Annotated in this window: 20 protein-coding genes and 1 pseudogene; 14 read left to right on the top strand and 7 right to left on the bottom strand. The window is 61.2% G+C overall.

Features of this window, described 5'->3' with window-relative positions; all coding sequences use genetic code 11:
* The 5 genes from ACAty_RS14650 (at position 1) to ACAty_RS14630 (ending at position 4,598) form a co-directional block, all read left to right on the top strand.
* Positions 1–639 carry a cytochrome c oxidase subunit 3 gene (locus ACAty_RS14650; protein WP_004872548.1) on the top strand — a complete coding sequence of 213 codons (639 nt, stop codon included), beginning with the start codon at positions 1–3 and terminating at the stop codon, positions 637–639.
* Positions 636–1,007, top strand: a complete 372-nt coding sequence (locus ACAty_RS16175) for a cytochrome o ubiquinol oxidase (protein WP_040131502.1) — start codon at positions 636–638, stop codon at positions 1,005–1,007. Before ACAty_RS14650 ends, ACAty_RS16175 begins: the two co-directional genes overlap by 4 nt.
* A gap of 21 nt (positions 1,008–1,028) precedes the next feature.
* Positions 1,029–1,952, top strand: coding sequence for a cytochrome C oxidase assembly protein (locus ACAty_RS14640; protein ID WP_193787426.1), 924 nt, complete (start codon positions 1,029–1,031; stop codon positions 1,950–1,952).
* A gap of 15 nt (positions 1,953–1,967) precedes the next feature.
* The gene (locus tag ACAty_RS14635; RefSeq protein WP_014002151.1) at positions 1,968–2,912 is read left to right on the top strand and encodes a heme o synthase; all 945 of its coding nucleotides are present in this window, start codon (positions 1,968–1,970) and stop codon (positions 2,910–2,912) included.
* A gap of 741 nt (positions 2,913–3,653) precedes the next feature.
* Positions 3,654–4,598 carry an IS5 family transposase gene (locus ACAty_RS14630; RefSeq protein ID WP_169737336.1) on the top strand — a complete coding sequence of 315 codons (945 nt, stop codon included), beginning with the start codon at positions 3,654–3,656 and terminating at the stop codon, positions 4,596–4,598.
* A 227-nt stretch (positions 4,599–4,825) separates the two neighbouring features.
* On the opposite strand, the gene ACAty_RS14625 is transcribed toward ACAty_RS14630, so the two are convergent.
* Entirely contained in the window at positions 4,826–5,881 is a 1,056-nt protein-coding gene (locus ACAty_RS14625; RefSeq protein WP_040131500.1) for an IS5-like element ISAtc5 family transposase, read from the bottom strand.
* A gap of 411 nt (positions 5,882–6,292) precedes the next feature.
* Between ACAty_RS14625 and ACAty_RS14620 the strand changes: the two genes are divergently transcribed.
* Positions 6,293–7,057, top strand: coding sequence for a PilZ domain-containing protein (locus ACAty_RS14620; protein WP_169737335.1), 765 nt, complete (start codon positions 6,293–6,295; stop codon positions 7,055–7,057).
* 22 nt (positions 7,058–7,079) lie between these two features.
* On the top strand, positions 7,080–9,731 hold the full coding sequence (locus tag ACAty_RS14615) for an EAL domain-containing protein (RefSeq protein ID WP_004872567.1): 2,652 nt from the start codon (positions 7,080–7,082) through the stop codon (positions 9,729–9,731).
* A 148-nt stretch (positions 9,732–9,879) separates the two neighbouring features.
* Here ACAty_RS14615 and ACAty_RS16580 read toward each other — a convergent pair whose 3' ends face one another.
* Together ACAty_RS16580 and ACAty_RS16665 are read right to left on the bottom strand one after the other, a co-directional pair.
* Positions 9,880–11,253: an LPD7 domain-containing protein gene (locus tag ACAty_RS16580; protein WP_238323843.1), complete on the bottom strand. Its 1,374-nt coding sequence runs from the start codon at positions 11,251–11,253 to the stop codon at positions 9,880–9,882.
* Positions 11,254–11,306: 53 nt separating this feature from the next.
* Positions 11,307–12,539: a MobA/MobL family protein gene (locus tag ACAty_RS16665; protein ID WP_051620907.1), complete on the bottom strand. Its 1,233-nt coding sequence runs from the start codon at positions 12,537–12,539 to the stop codon at positions 11,307–11,309.
* 185 nt (positions 12,540–12,724) lie between these two features.
* Here ACAty_RS16665 and ACAty_RS14600 point away from each other — a divergent pair, with 185 nt between their 5' ends.
* The 3 genes and pseudogenes from ACAty_RS14600 (at position 12,725) to ACAty_RS15660 (ending at position 13,613) form a co-directional block, all read left to right on the top strand.
* Positions 12,725–13,060, top strand: a complete 336-nt coding sequence (locus tag ACAty_RS14600) for a conjugal transfer protein TraD (protein WP_040131497.1) — start codon at positions 12,725–12,727, stop codon at positions 13,058–13,060.
* 81 nt (positions 13,061–13,141) lie between these two features.
* Complete coding sequence (locus ACAty_RS16660) at positions 13,142–13,276, top strand: hypothetical protein (protein WP_264317469.1); 135 nt, start codon at positions 13,142–13,144, stop codon at positions 13,274–13,276.
* Positions 13,273–13,613: pseudogene (locus ACAty_RS15660) on the top strand (integration host factor subunit alpha). The gene ACAty_RS16660 and the pseudogene ACAty_RS15660 overlap by 4 nt, the downstream one beginning before the upstream one ends.
* A 190-nt stretch (positions 13,614–13,803) precedes the next feature.
* Here the strand turns inward: ACAty_RS15660 and ACAty_RS14590 are convergent.
* Positions 13,804–14,118, bottom strand: a complete 315-nt coding sequence (locus ACAty_RS14590; RefSeq protein ID WP_049784793.1) for a hypothetical protein — start codon at positions 14,116–14,118, stop codon at positions 13,804–13,806.
* Between the two features lie 109 nt (positions 14,119–14,227).
* Here ACAty_RS14590 and ACAty_RS14585 point away from each other — a divergent pair, with 109 nt between their 5' ends.
* From ACAty_RS14585 to ACAty_RS14570, 4 genes are all read left to right on the top strand, one after another.
* Complete coding sequence (locus tag ACAty_RS14585) at positions 14,228–14,713, top strand: hypothetical protein (RefSeq protein WP_040131494.1); 486 nt, start codon at positions 14,228–14,230, stop codon at positions 14,711–14,713.
* Between the two features lie 227 nt (positions 14,714–14,940).
* Positions 14,941–15,267 (top strand): superinfection immunity protein, encoded by a 327-nt coding sequence (locus ACAty_RS15655; RefSeq protein WP_238323842.1) that lies wholly within the window; start codon positions 14,941–14,943, stop codon positions 15,265–15,267.
* A gap of 668 nt (positions 15,268–15,935) precedes the next feature.
* Positions 15,936–16,160 (top strand): type II toxin-antitoxin system RelB family antitoxin, encoded by a 225-nt coding sequence (gene relB / locus ACAty_RS14575; RefSeq protein ID WP_040131490.1) that lies wholly within the window; start codon positions 15,936–15,938, stop codon positions 16,158–16,160.
* The gene (locus ACAty_RS14570; RefSeq protein ID WP_040131488.1) at positions 16,144–16,416 is read left to right on the top strand and encodes a type II toxin-antitoxin system RelE family toxin; all 273 of its coding nucleotides are present in this window, start codon (positions 16,144–16,146) and stop codon (positions 16,414–16,416) included. The genes relB and ACAty_RS14570 overlap by 17 nt, the downstream gene beginning before the upstream one ends.
* An 85-nt stretch (positions 16,417–16,501) precedes the next feature.
* Here the strand turns inward: ACAty_RS14570 and ACAty_RS14565 are convergent, their stop codons facing one another.
* From ACAty_RS14565 to ACAty_RS14555, 3 genes are all read right to left on the bottom strand, one after another.
* On the bottom strand, positions 16,502–16,726 hold the full coding sequence (locus ACAty_RS14565) for a hypothetical protein (RefSeq protein WP_040131486.1): 225 nt from the start codon (positions 16,724–16,726) through the stop codon (positions 16,502–16,504).
* A 79-nt stretch (positions 16,727–16,805) separates the two neighbouring features.
* Positions 16,806–17,141, bottom strand: a complete 336-nt coding sequence (locus tag ACAty_RS14560; RefSeq protein ID WP_040131484.1) for a DNA-binding protein — start codon at positions 17,139–17,141, stop codon at positions 16,806–16,808.
* 985 nt (positions 17,142–18,126) lie between these two features.
* Positions 18,127–19,440, bottom strand: coding sequence for a DNA-primase RepB domain-containing protein (locus ACAty_RS14555; protein ID WP_004872540.1), 1,314 nt, complete (start codon positions 19,438–19,440; stop codon positions 18,127–18,129).
* Positions 19,441–19,752: the final 312 nt, after the last annotated feature.

Raw genomic sequence — 19,752 nt, 5'->3', positions numbered from 1 at the left:
ATGAGTGCAACAACCACGCAAAAAATCGATCCCAAAGGTGTCACCTTGTGGGAACGTCATTATCCTGGTCCTGACCTGATCAGTACCAGGACCTTTGGGTTTTGGCTGTATATGTTGACGGATGCCATGGTTTATGCGGCACTGTTCGCATCCCTGGGAGTACTGAGTCATGTGGTCAATCTCGCTGGTGGTCCGCCCCCCGCTGCCATCATTGATCCGGTCTACGCCTATGGGGAAACCATAACGCTATTTCTCAGCGTGCTGGCGTATGGCTATTCCATGGTCGCGCTCAAAAGCGGCAGCCGCGGAGGCGTCATCGGAGCAATGCTTGTCTCGATGCTGTTGGGAGTCGTGTTCCTGGGCATCGCCGCAACAGATATAGGTCATCTGTTCTCTCGGGGAATTATCCCGGAAACCAGCGGTTTCTTGTCCATATTCTTTACCATACTGATATATCACGCGCTGCATATTCTGGTTGGCATCGTCTGGATGTTGGTAATGATCGCGCAGATCGCCAGAGATGGGTTTACTGCCAACGTGGTTTATCGTCTGATCAATCTTCGTCTGTTCTGGCACTTTCAGGCGGTGATTTGGGTATTTGTCTTCACGTTTGTCTATTTACAGGGGATGGTGGCATGACACAACACACGCAAAACCCGTTAGCGCACCCAGAAGTTCAATTGGCCAATGGCCGTGCGTACCTCTTGAGTTTCATATTCTCTGCACTCTTGATGACCGTAGGGCTCTGGCTGGCTGTTAGCCACGCTATGTCTCCTTTTGCCACCGTTCTCAGTACGTCGTTACTCGCAGGTGTTGCCGTGATCACCCAAGGATATCTGATCCTGCATATGGACCTATCGCATGCGCAGATATGGCATACCGTCGCCATGGTGCTTTTCCTCCCCTTGTTTGTCGTCACTATTGGTCTGACCGCCTGGATGTTCCACGGCCTGTACGAACGCACCATGATCATGACGCCTGCGATGTCCAGCATGTCCCACCAGTAGAAGTGTTCCGGAGGCCGCAGCATGTCTAGTATGACAGGAAAGTCTGCTGGCCCTCCTCTCCCCCATGCGGTAGAGGGAGAGAGGACCGGAGAGGTTCGGGCTATCGGTAGACTCATCGTTGCCTTTTTATTGGCGGCCACGCTGGCGGGGCTGTGGGAGGGGGCTACCCGCCATCAGGGAGGGGGACTGGTGAATGGCCTCAAGGCCAGCGAAGTCGGGTTCGCCATGATCCTGATCCTGCTGGGGAGTGTCGTCGAAGGCTTCGGCTATGGGTTGTCCTTGGGCACTCGCTGGCCCTATACCCGAAACATCGCAGTACTGATGCTGCGCGGGGATCCCGAAGCCACCCACCGGCTGGTGGCCACGTTGGTGGGGCTGGTGGCCTTGGCGCTGGCGATCCTTTCGCCTGGCATCACCACCATCACGGGCCTGTTGTTGGTCGTCATCACGGCGCTTTTCGGCATGGGGACGCTCTACGTCCTCGCTGGACGGGCCCCCGCCTTCGTCCATGGCACCCACGGGCTGTTGGCTTACGGCGTCTTTCTCACCTACCTAGTGGGGCTGGTCTACCCTGGAGTCGACTTCTGGACCTATTTCGGTGCCATGGGCGCCCTGCATGCGCTGCTGCTCGCCGTTTTCCTGGGTGGCATGACCACGGGACAACGCGGCTTCGGCCAAACCATCGGACCATTCGTGCAACCGCAGAAGGCCTCCCAGTGGACCGTCGCCGCCCATGTCGGCGCCGCCCTGCTGTTGGTGGCCACCCTGGGCTGGCTGATGCCCGCCTACCCCATCGCCTTTTACCTGGCCGTGGGGCAAGTGGCTGTCGGCTTCCTGCTCTTTCACGCGGTCAACCTCAAACCCAAGGACCCCGGTGTGATAGTGGCCTTTCACCAGTCCATGGTTCTGCTCATGAGCCTAGCCATCGTTCTGCAATGGCACTAACGAGGTGACAAAATCATGTTGAAAATGGAAAGCGACGGCCAGGGTGTCGCCCGTCTGCCGGTGTACCGGGCAGCGTTGCCCCTCCTGCGGGATCTCTGGGTTCTGGCCAAGGCCCGGGTCGTGTCTCTCCTGGTCTTTACCGCCGCCGTCGGCGAGTTGCTGGCGCCGGCGACCTTCACTCACTGGCCCGCAGCCCTCGCCGGCCTGGTCGGCATTGCCCTGGCCGGCGGTGCCGGAGGCGTGCTCAACCAGATCGTCGAGCCCGCCCTCGACCAACACATGCGCCGCACCCACGGACGACCGTTGGCCAATGGTCGCATCGGGCGGTCCGGTGCCATCGTCTACGCCTTGGTCCTGATGAGTCTGGCCATCGCCATTCTGTCCATCTGGACCAATCCCCTGACTCTGGTGCTCACCCTGTTGGGCACCGTGGGGTACGGTGTCGTCTACACGCTCTACCTCAAACCCAGCACCCCCTGGAACATCGTCTGGGGAGGTCTTGCCGGGGCGCTGCCGCCACTCATTGGCTGGACTGCGGTAACCGGTCAACTGGCGGCGTTGCCTTTGGTCTTGGTGGCCTTGATCTTTGTCTGGACGCCCGCGCACTTCTGGCCGCTGGCTATCTACTGCCGACGCGATTATGCGCAGGCGTGCATTCCCATGCTGCCGGTGACCCATGGGGTCGATCGGACGCGGCGGGAGGTGGTCCGCTATGCGCTGGCTACCTGGGCGGTGAGCATGATCCCGGCGCTCTTGAATCGCGACTGGATCTACGGTGCCATTGCCTTTGGCGCCGGGGCTTGGTTCGTGGTCATGGCGCTGCGCCTGCAGCGCATGGCGATCGACGCGGATATGGATCGCTATGCCCGACGCCTCTTCGCTTTCTCCATCTCCTATCTGTTTCTCATTTTCACTGCTCTGCTGTTGGGCAAGGCGGCGGTGAGTTATGGCCTCGTCTGAGGCACGGAACGGGGGCGCGGCTGCGGCGCGAGCTGCCGCAGTGCCCATGAGCAAGAGCGAGAAACGTGCCATTTCTGGGCTCAGTTTCATCTATATCGTGCGCATGCTCGGGCTTTTCATGCTCATGTCGGTACTGTCTCTGGATAGTGCCCAGTTACGGGGGGCTCGCCCTTGTTACCGGTTTTTGCCATCGGTGTGTATGGTCTGGCCCGGGCCGCTCTGCAGTTTCCTTTTGCAAGCCTGCAGAACCGGGAACAGCACCGCCGCAACCCCAGCGGAGGGCTGCGGCTTTGTTGTGCCTGGTACCTGCCAATCCGAAACTCGCTCTTCGCGTGCCCTTAACGATCATGGGACTTGAAGCTCCACCCCTGATGATGAAAAACAGGTCTGTCCATTGGCGTTGCCAGTCGCTAGAGGCACCATAACCGGGCGGTGCTTGGCTTCAGCGGGTCTATGGTCGATCGCTCTTTGTTCTCTTTGCAAGCCTCTGGTGAGGACTGCGGGGTAGGTGTGCCCAGCGTTCTGCCGTTTTTCACAGTAACCACCCAGGATGAATAGCATCGCCCTAAGGCCTGGTGATAGCACCCAGGCCGCTTTGCCTGCCCCTCAGGAATTCAGTACCCTACGAGCAGGGAGTCTTGGAGCCACCAGACCCAATGATCCCTTAGGGAGTCTCTGATTTAGCCATCTGATACAATGGGCTGACCGAGCAGCTAGGAGATGCTATCCATGTCCGGACAGATGACCTTTGCCGAAGAGCCCAGCCTGTCGCGGCGTCGCAAGCAGACCAAGCGAGAACGCTTTCTGGCCGAGATGGATGCCGTGGTTCCCTGGGCCAGGCTCGTGGCCTTGATCGAGCCGCACTACCCCAAGGGGGGCAGTGGCCGCAAGCCCATGCCCTTGGAGCGGATGCTGCGTATCCACTTTCTCCAGCAATGGTTCGGCTACTCCGATCCAGGGATGGAAGAGGCCCTCTATGAGATTCCTTTGCTGCGCCAATTCGTGGGCATCGACTTGGGCCGGGACTTCGTTCCTGACGAGACCACGATCCTGAAGTTCCGCCGCTTACTGGAGCGCCATGCGCTTGCCCAGGCCATCTTTGCCGAGGTGCAGTCTGTGTTGCAGGAGAAAGGGCTCTTGCTGCAGGAGGGCAAGACCGTGGATGCCACCTGGATTCACGCCCCGAGCTCCACCAAGAACCGAGACCGCCAGCGGGATCCAGAGATGAGCTCCACCAAGAAAGGGAATCAGTGGTATTTCGGGATGAAGGCGCATGTGGCAACGGATCTCCAAGGTATCGTACAGGCAGTGGACTTCACCGCGGCCAAGGTACCGGATCATCAGATGTTGGATGGGCTCCTTACTGGAGAGGAGTCGGTGGTCCTCGCGGACCGGGGCTATGACTATCCCCAAGTGCATGCGGTCTTGGCGGACCGGGGCATTAAGAACGCGGTCGCGCGCCGGCGCTACCCTGGTCAGAAAACCGGCTTGGCGGCACTCAAGCGCTATAACCGCGCCATTGCCCGGATCCGTGCTCGGGGAGAGCACATCTTTCGGGTGCTGAAATGCCAATTCGGCTACCGACGAACCCGCTATCGCGGGCTGGGCAAGAACGGGGCTCAGCTCACCACGCTCTTTGCCTTGGCCAATCTGTACATGCTGAGGGGATATCTCCTGGCCGCGTAGGGAGTGGTGTGCCCAATATCCAACAATTCTACAGAAAATGGGGGAACTCGCGGGACAAGTGACCTGATAGCAACGTGCTTAGGAGGGTGCGGAAAAAATCCGTAGAAACGCCGTGGCGCTATCCGATTTGGTCAAAAATTGCCGAATAGGCAGCCCTATCAGTCCTGTTTTGTCCGCTGTTGCAGTCTTTTTTGGGCCATTTTCGGATTCCAGACGCAGTACCCCCATCAGGCCACCCCCAACCGCACCATGCGGACCAGGTTGTAGGCGACAGTGACCAAGGAAAAGTGCAGACCGACCCGTTCCAAACCACGGAATCGGGTTTTCCGCATCCCTCCCACCGTCTTCATCCAGCCGAAGATGGACTCGATCCGCCGCCGAACGTGGATGCTCATCGCGTAACCGGCGTGGCGGGTGGTGCGCCCGTCGATGGCCGAGCCTTTGCGCTTGCGCGCTACATGTGGGGTCACGTTCCGATCCCGGAGATTCTGGACGAAGCCGTGGCGGTCATAACCCTTATCTGCGCCGAGGGTGATGCGCTGGTTCCCGCCCAGATCGTCCACCAATTGGGTAGCGGCATCCACTTCTGCCGTGCCATCGGCGGTGGTCACCTGTTCCCCGGCAATCAATCCATGCCGATTATCCATTAGCACATGACCCAGGTAGGCCAGACGGGACGCCTCTCCGGGAGCCTTCTTGTACAGCCGGGCATCGGGGTCCGTCACCGATGCGTGGGTCTCATTGCTGCGCTCCTGGCCCCGGAAGTCGGAGCCATCACCGCTACGATCTTCGGGATCCTTGGGCTGAAAGGATTTCTGCGAGGCCCAGGCCTCCAACAGCGTACCATCGACGGAGAAATGCTCTTCGGAGAGCAGATTCTGGCCGCGAGCCTGTTCCAGTACGGATCGGAAGAATTCCCGTACCGTCCCGTGATCCAGCAACCGATCGCGATTCTTAGTAAAGACCGTGGGCACCCAGACCTCGTCGTCCATTCCCAAACCGACAAACCAGCGGAACAGCAGGTTGTAGTTGAGTTGCTCCATCAGCTGCCGTTCCGAGCGGATGCTGTAGAAGACCTGCAGGAGCAGTGCGCGCAGGAGAAACTCCGGGGGAATGGAGGGGCGACCGTAGCTCGAGTACATCGTGCTGAAGTGGCTGTCCATCTCCGCCAGGGAGCGATCCACGATAGCCCGGATCGCTCTCAGCGGATGGTCCTGGGGCACCCGTTGTTCCGGGGAAACGTAGCTGAACAACCCTTGGGTCTCTACCTTGGCTCCATGCATCGTTCCAATCTCTCCGGCCTCGTTCTGCCCATTATGCCTCCGACTTTTTCATCAGCCTCTTAGGTCAATACTGGGGACAAGGCGCACCTTTTTAGGCTAGGTCAGAGTTTCCTTAGGTCTATAGATGCGCGCCGCGCGGCCCAGCACTCAACCGCTCACCGGAACAAACACTCAGCCCTCCGTGGATCACCCAAAAAAACCGGCGGACGGGATGCGGCCGCCGTTCCGGATTCCTCACACACAGACGTGGACGCGGACGGACCACGTTTTCCACCTTGCCTTCATCCATAAGATATCCCATATATTCGACTGTCCCATTTGTGAAAACACGCTGTACAGACGGATACTCTATCCCATCAGGGTGCCGTATCAACGAATCTCTTCATCTGCTCAGGAGCGCGCTAGATCGGGATGAGCCTCACTCGCGACGATTCAAATCTCGGCATGCTCCTACCCCTGCGGTCCGAGATGGATCTTGCTTCCTACATGGAACTGTTGATACCCGAGTTCCAGCCCGCCATTGGGATTGCCGAGAGTCGGATATGCGATGGCGGACGCGGCGCCGCCGTCATCCTCTCAGCCGAGATCGATGATGGCGGACACCCCTTCGTTTTTGAGGGTTGCGACCCGATATCCATGAATCTCCTCTTCACACCAGCACGACCCACGCTCCTTGGCGACGATGCCTACCGGCGGGCGTTGATCTTTGTGGAGCAGGATGGCCGCATCAGCATGGGGCTGTCGAGCTTTCTGTACCGCCATCAAGGGCAAACGCATTTTGCACCACCGGGCCTGGTCTACCAGCGCAACACACGTAAAGACAGAAGGATTCCCATCGAAGGAAACATTCTCCTTCGGAAACGGGATGGGCGGACCATCCTGGCAAGGCTCCACGACTTCAGCCCCTCAGGAGCCAGTTTCTACACGGACGAGGCGTTTGTCGTAGGAGACACATTTCTGGCCGAGTTCGAGGTTTTGGACTGCGGTGCCTGCGAGACCGTAGTAACCACGGCCCGCCGCGAGGCGCTTGCCAGAGGAGCACCATACCGCTATCTCGTCGGGGTCAAGATGCAGCTCACGGCTGCCCAACGCAAAAAGGCGGAACAACTGTATCTGTGCAAGAAGGCAGAATCCATGAAACGCATCGTCGATTCTGCACGATCTCGCCATGGCTAGTCGGCCCTGAGGGATCCATACCATGACGCCCAGATCAACCGCCCACACCAGCACTCTGCCCAATTTTCTTGGCCTACAGGATGCAGACTTTCGGCTCATCGATCGCTACCGGGATCTCCTGGATAAGGAGACGCCCACGCTGGCCCGTGCTTTTTACGACTACCTGCTCGCTCACCCAGTCACTGCCGTCGTCTTCCGAGATTTCTCCCGCGCGCGTCTGGATGCCCTGATCCAGAAACAGGCAGAGCACGTCAGCGGGCTTCTGGCCAGCCACCTGGACAAGTCCTGGCGGGAATCCATGCACAGAATCGGGGCCCTGCACCACCACCTCGGCATCGAGCCCTCCTGGGTGGCTGGCGCCTATATCCTCTACTGGCGCCATTGGCAAAAAGTGCTCCACGAGCAGATTCCGGCGAGCGACCGGAATCTACTGCGGGACGCCCTGTTCCGCTTGCTGATCGGCGACCTCATGATCCAGCTCGACGGCTACGCCCGCGCCTCCCGCGAGACCGATGCCGAGCGTCTGGCCTTGTTCGATATCCTGCTGGGCGTCCTCGCGGCTCCCCGGGGCGACGAGTCCCCCCGGCCCGAGGGGTTGTTGCAGCAGATCTGCGAAGCCTTACCGCGCAAGAGCGCCAATGTGCGCCTAGCCGGTTATGTAGTGAGCGGCGCCATTGGGGAGGTGTTAACCCCGGATTGCCTCGCTGGGCTACCGTTGCCGGCGCTGCAAATCCCGAAGATCGCCGGAGATCCCTGCTGGGAAGCCTTGGAAAGCGGGAACGCCGTCATCCAGTCCATGGACGATCCGCAGGCCCCGGAATGGATCCAGGCCTTGCGCGACCGCGTTGCGGAAATTGGCATCTTTCCGTTCGGAGCCGAGGATCTCCGCGGCGCAGGCCTCATTGGAGTGCGCGAAAAAGGCTATTTCCACCGGGTGGGCTCGGTGTATTTCGATGCCTTTGCCCACCTGGGGGAACTGGTGCTCCGATTGCGCAACCAAGCCTTGCGCGACCAACTTACGGGCCTTCCCAACCGCGCCCTTTTCCTGGACCGCCTGGAGATTGCCCGAAACCAAACACTGCGGCACGAACGGCTGTTGGGGGTAGCCCTTCTCGATCTGGATGGGTTCAAGCAGGTAAACGACCGCCTGGGCCACGATGCGGGAGATCAGTTGCTCCAGACCGTGGTGCAACGGCTGCAGGCGCAGTTGCGGGCAGGGGACACCCTTGCGCGCATGGGCGGCGACGAGTTTGGCCTGCTGCTACCCGGCTTGGAGCGACTGAAAGATCTCGAGATCGTCTGCGAGCGCCTACTCGCCACCCTCCGCGAACCTCTGGAAGTCCATGGCGAAGCGGTCCATGTTTCGGGCAGCCTGGGTGTCACCCTCTACCCCCTGGACGACAGCGACATCAGCACCCTGATTCGGCACGCCGATCTGGCGCTCTATGCTGCCAAGGATGCGGGCCGGGACCAGTGTAAACTGCATACCCTGGCCATGGATGAAGCCATGCAGAACGATGCGCGTATGCGCGCCCTACTGGATCAGGCGTTGCGCGAGGACCGCCTGGTCCTGCACTACCAGCCGATCGTAGCCAGCGCCGATGGAGTGGTGGGCGTGGAGGCGCTCCTGCGCCTGGACCACCCCGAAAAAGGACTGCTCACGCCAGCGGCCTTCTTCTCCGCCCTGGATCATCCCCGCATCGCGCGCCCCATTGGCCGCTTCGTTCTGGATACCGCGTTGCGGCAGACAGCGATCTGGCAGCGGGATGGTTTGGTGCTGCGCGTAGCGGTAAATATCAGCACGCGTCACCTGCTCGACGCACGTTTCCTAGAGGATCTACAGGAGGCGTTGGCCAATCACGCGAGCGTGCCGCCGGAGCAGTTGGAGATCGAGATCACCGAATCGGCCCCCCTACTCAATCTCGCGGACGCCCAGTCGGTTCTGAAAAGCTGTCAGGATCTGGGAGTACGCATCGCCCTCGACGACTTCGGCACTGGCAATGCCTCTCTGACCTACCTCCAGCAGCTCCCCGCCCATTCCATCAAGATCGACCAGAACTTCGTGTGCGACATACTCGACGATCCCAAGGATCTGGCCATCATTGCCGGGGTGATCACTACGAGCCGCATGTTGGGCATGGAAGTAATTGCCGAGGGAGTGGAAAGGGCGGAATACGCCGCCTTGCTGGCCAAGATAGGTTGCAGCCATCTACAAGGGTATCTCTTCTCCAGGCCGATTCCGGCCGAGGATATCCCTGCCTGGATCACTCGTTTTCGCCCCATCCACCGGTTGGAGGACGCATCACCCCCTATGGACATACTGCCGCCGATCCTGGAAGGGCACATCCTGCGTGTGCAGGAGTTCCTCCACGCCCTGCGCCAGGAAAATCCATTTCCCGCCCACGTCCTGGAAGCGGACGCCGAGGAGTATTGTCATCTGGGGCGGTGGCTGCGGGGAGAGGGCGCTCTTCTCTTTGGTGACTCACCGGATTTCGCGGGTCTACTTGCCCGCCACGAACGTATCCATAACTTCGCCCGCGTGGCCAAGTCCCTCCTGGATGCCGGGGACATGGAGGGGGCGCTGCATCAGGGTAACCTGCTGGCGTCGGAAAACCAATTGCTACTAAAGGGACTGGCAACCCTAACAAAACGGCAGGAAACTTCGTCCGGATGACTCAGGGATCTTTGCTCATGCTCCTAAAATCGAACCGTTTTGAGAGGCCCGGAGTTTCGAGAACCCGGGCCTTGCGGTTGCTAGCCTCGGCCTTCTCGTAACCCCATGTCGATTTAGCTAAGGTCAGTCCACACGGCTTTTGAGAGCATCACCCTCCCCTCCCACGCCCCCGTGTCCGATTCAGGTCACGCTGTTGCGGCTCAACCTTTCCAGCCTGTTTTTCGATGATCTGTCCATCAGGATCTTTGACTGCTACCCACACCCCATAGCCACGACCCTGCCTGTCGGACAAATCGATAACCAAGGTAACGCTGTGACCGTCCGGGTAGCGCGCTGTGCCTCGCAGCGCAGGACCCTTGCTCGTTTGCACCGGATCCAGCGCTACCCCATCCACTCGCCAATGATCGTGGTACACCGACACCTCGCCATGCTTCACCGTGAATAGGGCAGGGCCACCTGCCCGCGGACTCCCCTGGGTGGACCCTTTCCACTCCCCAGTAAACAAGGGAGACGTGGGGGCTTTAGGCTCTGGCGCAGGCCTCTGCGCCGGTTGCGGTACAGTCTGGACCTCGGGCTGTGGCACACGACGCAGCTCCGCCTTGATGAGGCCTTGCGCTCGCCTCGTGAGATCCGGGTCAGATACCTCCAACCCCTCTTCCAGCGCCACCCGGGCTGCCCGCAATCGAAACGCCTCATCACCCAAAATATCGATGCTCTGCCAGCCCCTCGCCTGCGCGTATAAGACGTATACCTCCGGGGCACCCTCCCGATAGGGTTCATCCCGGGGCGCCACAATCAACGCACCTTGATCAATAAAGCGCACGCCATCCTTCTTGCGCTCATAGAACAGCCCCTGCTCGTCGTCCATCCATCGAGAGTAAAAGCCGTTGCGTTCCGCCCGCTCCGCGTGACGGTAGTCATATTTCCGGGATACCACCCACTCACGGTCCACGGCCCACTGGCTCCGGTCGGCATGACGGATGCCAGGCCGGGTCTCCCGCTCCTGCTGCTCCACCAACGCCGCTCGCTCCACCTCAAGTGCTTGCCGCGCCCTTTCCTCCAACGCCGGATCGTCCAGAGTAAAACCCGCCTCAAGAAAGACACATGCGGCCCTTTCCCGGAATTCCGGCGATCCCGTCAGCGACACGCGAGTCCAGCCCTTGGCGCGAGCAAGCGCTATCATCGCTTCGATTTCGCGCTCGTTGCCCGCTGCCGCCGTCACCCGGTCGCCATGGTCCGTGACCTCGGCCACACTATTCCTGAACACCAAGGTTTCGCCCTGCCGCTCGATGCGATACCAACGCCCCATCTGCTCAGCCACGGCTTCACCATAGACCTCGGTCAGGATGCGCTCCCGCTCCACCCGCCATCGGGGTTTGTCGGGATGCCGAATACCAGGCCGCCGCTCCTGCTCCGTGATGCGGTCCCGTTCCACGACGCGCCGCCGATCGTCCCACGCTCGCCGGGCTTCCCGTACCGCTTGCCGCTCCTCCAGCAAATCCCCATGGGGATACACAAACACCCACTTCCCATCCGGTCGCTGCTCCAACCGAAATCCCGCGGCCTCATACGCCTCTACCGCAAGCGCAAGCGACACTCCGCATCGGCCGCCAGAGAGGCCGCCAAATCCAGGAGCCGCCCCCGGCGCTCTTGCCGCTCCCGTTCCACCCGTTGCGCATCGAGGGCCGCCCGCCGCCGCTCGGCTTGCCGACGTTCCCATCGAGTCCGTACCTCCTGCCGATAGGCCCGGCCCAAGGCCTCCAGGTAAGCCAGAACCCCGCGGGCCACCGCCATCCCATCCGGCCATCCCCCATGGCTGGCTTCGCGCTCCCGCTTCGCTGCCGCCCGTCGCTCTTCCCGTTGCCGCTCCCGCGCGATCTCGGCTCGCAACCGCTCGGCTTCCCGCTCTGCGGATAGGACCGCATCAATGGCCGCCTGACGTTCCACCAAGGCCTTCTCGTACCGCTCCCACACCCTCGCCTGCCCAGGTGCGCATTCCGGCCCACCGTGCTCCAGAACCCGCCCCCGCTTGGGCTGCGCCGGCCGGTCCAGAATCGCCGCGGCTTTCCGATAGCGGGCAGCCGCCCGTTCGTCCCCCCGCTCCCGCGCCTGCTCCGCCAGCAACTCCCGCTCCAGCCGCTGCGCTTCCAGACTCCGGTGATCGATACGCGCTCCACACCGGGCCTGTTCCAGAGCCGCATTGGCGAGCTCCGCCCACAAGGGACGCACCACCGTCCCCAACCAGTCCTGGGAAATACGCGACTGGGTCTTGGGCGCACCCCCACGGGACGGGTCCTTCCCCCGATTCGCCGCCCGCCGGAACCAAAGCTCCGGACTCCGCTCGTACCCGTCATTCACCCGATCCGACAGCATCAGGTGACAGTGCAGGAGCCCCGGATCCCGCGTACTGCGGTGGAGAACCAGCGTATAGGGCGTAGCTCCTCGATCCACCCGCGCCAGGGCTTCCGCAAAGGCCTGCGCGAGCTTGAGGTTGCGCTCCTCGGACAGTTCCATGGGCAGCGCAAACTCGAGCTCCCGATACACCGTCCCATTCGCCCGCTCGTAGGCATCGGCGGCATCCCAATAAGCCAAGGGATCCCCATCCACCCACGCAGGCAGGTGATCCGAATAGGACGCTACCACCTCCGCCGCACGATCATCCTCCACCCGCTGTACCGCCGAGCACTCGACCCGCTCGACCACCCGCTTGGCATACGGTCCCTGCCGTAGCACATAGCGCGCATGGCCGCCGGCACCTTGACCGGCACCCTTACTCCAGGTCTTCGCGTGTAGGTGATAGATGGCCATGCCGTCTCCATGTAGGGACGCAATCGATGCCGTTGCACGCGTTTCTGGATTTGTCCAGAAACATTAAAGCGCGCCTTGATTTTAATTCAGGGCGATGCCTGCGATAAGGATACTCCAGATTGACGGGAGATGCAGAACCGAGGATGCTAGCTTGGTCCGAGGGTGGTCATCCGAGAGTATAGCCCATGCCCAGCAAGATCGAGCGCCTTACCAAACAACTGGCCGAGTACGAAGCCAAGTCCAGGGCTACCAGAGCCGAACTCCAGAAGTTGCGCAAGGAACAGGATCGTCAGGCCCGCATAGCCGCCCGCAAAGAACGCAGCAAGGCCATCTTCGCCGCAGGAACCGTGGTAGAAGCAGCAGGACTCCTCTCACTCGACCGAACCACCCTCCTGGGACTCCTCCTCGAGGCCAAAGGGAATCTCCAGGATCCCCAGAAAGTCGCTTCCTGGAAACGCCTGGGAGAGCAACAGGATCCTTCCCAGAAATCCACGGACACAGGCACCGGCGCAACGGCATAAAGGCATACCCCTATAGGATTGCCCGCAGCAGGCATCCGGACTCTCCAGAAGCCGTCGGCCACTTCGACTAAGTATTCCACCATGACCGATCCCCTGCTCCGACAAGACCTCCAGAAGCTCCTGGCCGCCCTCGCCGATGGCCCCAAGACCCAGGCCGAGCTCGTCGCCCACCGGCACCTGCGCTCCCCATCCATATCCGAGGAGGATACCCCATGACCGTCACCCGGAAAGACCTCGCCTAAGTTACCTGGCCGACACCCTGGGCTTCACCGTGACGGAAGCCAGGACCATCGTCGATCTGTTCTTCGACCAGATCCGACAGACCCTCGCCCAGGGCGAAAACGTCAAGCTCTCCGGCTTCGGCAACTTCATCCTGCGCGACAAACGCGCCCGCCCGGGCCGCAACCCCAAGACGAAAGCCCCCGTCGAGATCACCGCCCGCAGGGTCGTGACCTTCCACGCCAGCCAGTCCCTCAAAGGCCACTGCAATCCTCCACCACCGCCAGCAGAGGGAGTCCCACCGGTTCCCGTTCAAAGCCACAGATCCCGATAAGTCCAATCCTTTCGGAACTTAGCCGACAAAGACCAGTCCAAAAAATGGCATGATGTTTGAACTTGGCCAGTGGCAGTGCCACTGGCTTTCTTTTTGCCACGCCGCTTCCCCTACAACTCGGTGTAGGGTAGCCTGATTCCGGCAGAAAACTGCCCACCTCTATGAAAAAACAGGAGAAGATGTCGATGCCCTACCGTTCCAGCTCCCTAACCCCACACCGGGGCCCATACGCTCTGCGCGCTGCAGCACTTGCCCTCGGGGTGATCGCCCTGGCCGGTTGCGCCAAGAAGGAAAGCGCTCCCACCTCGAGCACAACGAGCAGCACCACCTCGGCAGCCCCTGCCAAGTCGACCAGCGCCAAGACGAGCTCAACCGCCGTAACCCAGTCGGCCGCGGCAGCCACGGCTTCCGCATCCTCGGCAAAGGCCACTTCAGCCACGAGCAGCGCCCACTCCGCTGCAAAAAGCCAAAAGAGCTGACACTCCTGGGCTAAGGGCCACCCCATCCCGCACAGGGATGAGGAATCCCAGCCCAGGTATCGGGACCAACCATCGCCTGCCTGTTACAGCAGGGTGAAATGCACTCAACCGACCCCTAAACCAAGGAGGACCATCGTGCGCCACCGGATCGGATGGATACTCGTACTGGTCAGTACCGGAGCGCTGGCCGCCACGCCGGCGTCTGACCTACCCAAGCTGACCCCGGCAGAACATCGGTATTTCGTGCACCATTCCCTGGGATTCCACGACACGTTCATGCCCTACCACCCAGGACCCCGCTGGGACCTGCAGCACGCACAGGCCTTACACCTGACCAAGGCACAAATCCTCGCCCTGCGCCGGCAGGTCATCGGCATGGTTCAGGACACGAAGGCCGCCCTCCGGCGGGTACACACCGCCCAAGCGCACTACTTGGCCCAAGCCCACCAGCCGGATCCCTCCATCCGCACGATCCGCGCCGACTTCGCTGCGCTGGGCCTGGCCGAGGCCGCGGCGGCTTCCGCCATGATGGAACACCACCTTGAGGCCTACCGCCTGCTCGACCCTGCCCAGCAGAAACGCTACCAACAACTGGCCAAGGACATGCGCGAGCAGCACTAGACGCCAGGAAACCCACACCACCCCGCAAAAGCGCTCCTCCGCCGGCCGCAAACGGCCCTGGGAGCGATTTTCTCCTGGCGTCCACTAGGGTAGTACCACCCCGACCAGGAAACGGCCCTTGAGGCCTTCTCATTCCCGGGAGCCGCAGCAATCCGCGAACCCTAAAAGCGGATGGATCGGCCATATCCCTGGCCTATCCCGTTGACAGCCAAACGGGAATGACCAAAATGGCGCCACACCGCGTTGTGTCCGGAACGCCCCGATGCGCCTATGGTCATTCCCAAGCCCAGCCGGCTTTTCTGAGCCCCCTGACCTCCTGCCATGCATTGGCTGACCAACAGTCCTCAGGGCTTTGTCGTTATTCTGGTGCTCGGAACCGCGATAGGGCTCATCGGATACACCATCCCGAGCGTGCTGGCCTGGATCGGGCATGCCCGACCCGACGGGGCATTGCCCTGCTGAACCTCACCCTCGGCTGGACGGTGCTGGGCTGGATCGTGGCCCTGGTGTGGGTGCTCTTCGACGAACACGGTAACGACCCGGAGTGGCCGTGAGACGCCGGGAGATCCTGTTCGCTTTCCTGGTGGCCGGCTTCCTGGACTTCTGGTTGGGCCACCACGGCCACGTCGGGCTCGATCCCTGGCTACACCAGCGGCTATACGGCGAGACTCCGCCTCCTCATCCCAACACCGTCACCTTCCAACCCACAGCATCCCGGAACCGTACCCACGGGACTCCGAACGCAAGATAAAGGGGGGGGGATCGTGGTATAGCTCCGGACCCCAGCACCACACTTGGCGACCATCGAGCGCGTGACCTCCCCAACCGGTCCCGGGCAGGGGCCGCAACCCGCGGCCCGCGCTCCGGCGAGAGGCTCCGCGCCGAAGGCGTGGAGACGGAAAGCGCGGCGCAAAGCGCCCTGCCCGCCCCCACCGTCGTGCTACCATCGCCAGGTCCTGTCCACACAAAGTGGCCCGACTGCCGATACAGCCAGTACGGGCCATGGGCAGGACGCCCAAATCGCCCCCAAAATGATCTCTTTTGACCCGTGGTGCTGCTACCCTACAACCCCATCCCAGAAAATCGCTTCTAGGGCCATTTCTGGCCGATTGCGGGACATCCTCGATGTGGGCCGTGGCCCGTGGCCAGAGGTTTGCCCATTTCGCACATAGCGCGGTAGTTGCGATATACTTGTATATCGTTTCTGAACAGGAGCCGAAACGTGCTTGCCATTCGACTGCCCGCTGAAGTGGAGGCCCGCCTGGAAGCACTGGCTCGGGCCACCGGGCGCACCAAAACTTTCTATGCCCGCGAAGCCATCCTTGAGCACTTGGACGACCTCGAAGATTTGTACCTTGCGGAGCAACGCCTGATGGACATTCGCGCAGGCCGCAGCCGCACCTACACGCTGGACGAAGTAGAGCGCGATCTTGGTCTGGCAGATTGAGATCGGCGATAAGGCCAAGAAAGACTTGGCTGCGCTGGACAGAGCCGTCGCCAAGCGCATCACGGCTTTTCTGCGAGAGCGTGTCGCGCAACTCGACGACCCGCGCAGCATTGGCGAAGCCCTCAAAGGCTCCAAGCTGGGAGCCTTCTGGAAGTACCGTGTCGGCGATTACCGCATCATTGCCAGCATTGAGGACGGCGCGTTGTGCATCCTCGTTGTGCGCATCGGCAATCGCAGGGAGGTATACCGCAAATGATTAGGACCATTTACACCGTTCCCGCACCGGATTCCTTGGGTGCGAAGATCGAGGTCTACCCCGTCACCGTGACGGGGTAGACCCCTCACTCCTTGGGCAGCATGGACCGTAGCCGCTCCATCATCCCCTTTACCGCTGCCCGCTCTCCCAGCATCACCCACCGTTCGTCCGCTAGCGTCTTCTCGGCAGCTTCCGCCCGCGCTACGGCTTCGTCTCTTTCGGCTTCGAGCTGGTCCAGGCGCGTGGCCAACCCCTCCAGATCATCGAGGGCCACCCCCAAACGCCCTTCGAGATCGGCTAACAAGAACAATAGTGTAAATCTACCCAGCCACCGCGCCCACCATTCCGGGAAAACCCGCTACAAACCAGCGAGAGCGCAGACCTCGGCGTCACCGTGACAGCAGCAAAGGGCACGCTACTTTCTGCAGGGCATCCGTAAGGGCCTTTCCGTGCCATCTGGCGGCTTCTGCCCAGGCGGCTGCCCAAATCCCTTGCACGAGCTCTCTAGGCGCCTCTGGGGCCGTTTCTGGCCCTTCCTCGGCCTCGGGCTCCGCCTGCTCTGCCCGCAACCGTTCCAGGTGCTTCTGGATGGTCCCAAAGCCGCCCCGACCCAACACCTCCCGCACCTTGGCGGCATTGGTCCGGGCCGGATCACCGCCCAACTGCTCGACTGCAGCCCGTACATCCTCCAGTGTCACCCGCCCCAACGGTACTTCTGGCTCCATGAGCGCACCTCCCACCCTGAATAGATAATTACAGTGTAACCGTAATTACCGTAATTAACAAGAACAATAGTGTAAATCTACCCAGCCACCGCGCCCACCATTCCGGGAAAACCCGCTACAAACCAGCGAGAGCGCAGACCTCGGCGTCACCGTGACAGCAGCAAAGGGCAGGATCGGTCGTTACCGGGTAACGACAAAGGCGGGAAACCGCAGATGGCATCGCCCACCATCGCCGCCAACAGGCCGCAAAACCGCCTCGATTTCGCTCCGGGGGAACGGAACTACCACCCCACCCCATTGCATCGCTTCCAGGGGCATTTCTGGCCGATTACGGGGCATCCTCGATGCCGGGCTAGGGAACACACCACAGGGTTTCCCCCTGCGGTCCGGATAACGGCCATCTGCCGGACACACCAACAGCATCGCGGAAGCTCGATGAGATGGGGACCAAGTTGGGGTTTTCAGACACGAGACTTGGGAGACGAGTTGCCGAACAGCCAAAAAGAAAAACCCCGCAGCTTTGATCTGCGAGGAAAGCGAGAAACATCGCAAAAACAATAACACCGGCGATTCTGGAAAAGAAAGAGGGCAACGACCGACCTTATCCCCAAAATCTGTGGGGCCATCTGTGGGGAACAGGGGCAACCCCAGACAGGAGCGCACGAAACAGACGAGCCCAGAAAGGCAGCACCCTCTCCCCCGCGCCCCCTCTTCCGATCCGTGCAGGCCCTCCTATCCGTACCTACGTTCATTCCCGATGGGGGCGGTCAAACATCTGCCACCGGGTTGCGGCCTCGCTCCTGGCGAGCAAGCTCGCAGTCGCTCACCCGCTGGACCTAAGAAGCAGGAACTGTCGTTCTGGGGAAAAATCAACGAAAAACGAACCAATCGATGCTACCACCCAAAAGGACACCCGATTTTTAGACAAGCGCCTACGGCGCAAGGCTTCACCTTACCCTCCGGGGGGCTATACAAGGGGGGGCGATTACTTGACACTTTTAGACCAGAGGCGCGCTGTCTCGTGAGAAATTCCCAACCCCTCTGCAATCTGCCGGTAACTTTGCCCTTGTGCACGCATGACCTGCGCCTGGGCGCGTTTGTCTTGGTTGCTGACCCGTACTCCTGCCTTGGTGTAGCTGTCACGGTATCGGCCTTCCGCGGCTCGGTTGCGTTGTCTGTTATCGTGGGGCTTGCGGCGTTCCCTTGCCAGCTCGTCGGGGACGATGGCCCGAAGCTCTGGAAAGATGTTGTCGGGGATGATGGGCGATAACCAGTCGTAGAGGGTCTGGCGTTTGAAGCGATAGCGCGGATCCACCTCCTGGCCGTTCCAGGTGAGTTTCTTCCCCGCCGCGGCATCGATGGCACGCTCCAGGTTGGGCTTGGTGGTGGAGAGGATTTCCTGGGGATCCAGGCCGGTATGTAGACGGCCCAGACTGGCAATCTCGGCGGCGATGCCCTGGGGATGGGTGAACCAGGACAGCGCCGCTCCGCAGAGGAAGAGCCACTTGTCCCGGTGGCCCTCGGGAATGTCGTGCCGGTGGTGTTCGCTGATGCGGATAAGATCCTGGAACACCAGCAACCAGCGGGCGTAGATGCTGCCCTGGATGGCCCGGTCGGGGCCTTTGCGCTTGGCGCGCAGGTCACGGACCTCCGCAGGCCTGCGGCCTTTACCGTCCCGGCCCAGTACCTCGAAAGCGAGTTGCCGAAGACTCCAACGGTGACCATCAAAGATGTGCCCGACGATCTCGACGGCGTTCTTGCTGTTGCGGGTTCCCGCCAAACGCAGGAGCCGGGTGCAGTCCTTGGCGGCGGAATCGGCGCCCAGGTCCACCAGAGCGGCGATCAGGGCATCCTGGATACGCTGCCACACGGGCAGCGCCTGGGCAGGCACTGCCTCGAGGAGCCAGTAGAGGTGCAGGCCTCGACCGGACAATAGGATGAACGATGGGCAGGGCAGTTGCCGGGCGGAAAGAGCATCCAGGACCGCCTCGATGTCGGTACACCCGTCCAGATCCACATAGCAGGCCCGCAGGGAACGTAGGAGACGCACGAGACGCCAGCCGTCGAACTCGTTGGGGGTGATGTAGGCATCGTTTTGCCCTTCCTGCGCCCGGAGCATCTCGGGAATACGGGGATCGTTGGGCTTGAGCTTGATCCAGCGTTTGCCCCCCAGAATGGCCCGCTCCCAGAGAATGACCGCTCCCCGCTGTTCGCGGTGCAGCAGGTCGTAGTGCTCGTTGGGACCCCAGAGATCGAGGCCGTACTGCCCAAAGACGTGACGAGCTCTACTGGCGCACACGATCCCACCCCACCAAGGCAGCAGTCAGGGAGCAATCTACGGGAGATCGCCGCGCTCGATATGCGAGGCCTGGATGCCTGGTGGGTGGGAAGTCAAAGGAGAGATGGCGCGCAAGCACGCACGGGGTATTTATGGCGCCCGAAAATGGGGTATACTGAGGACACATGGTTCCCTCACTGGTTGCGTCAGTTGATGGAGCCACAGGGGGAGGCTAACGGCCAAGAAAGCTTCCTCAAGTGGTGCTGGTTGGGAGTGTACTCCCAAAAAGTGCTGCGAAGAAATACCACCACCGAGCGGGGCGGTGGTTGCCAA

Source organism: Acidithiobacillus caldus ATCC 51756, assembly GCF_000175575.2.
Taxonomy (GTDB): Bacteria; Pseudomonadota; Gammaproteobacteria; order Acidithiobacillales; family Acidithiobacillaceae; genus Acidithiobacillus_A; species Acidithiobacillus_A caldus.
Note: the sequence above shows the minus strand (reverse complement) of the source record. Positions and strands in the feature narration are given on the sequence as shown.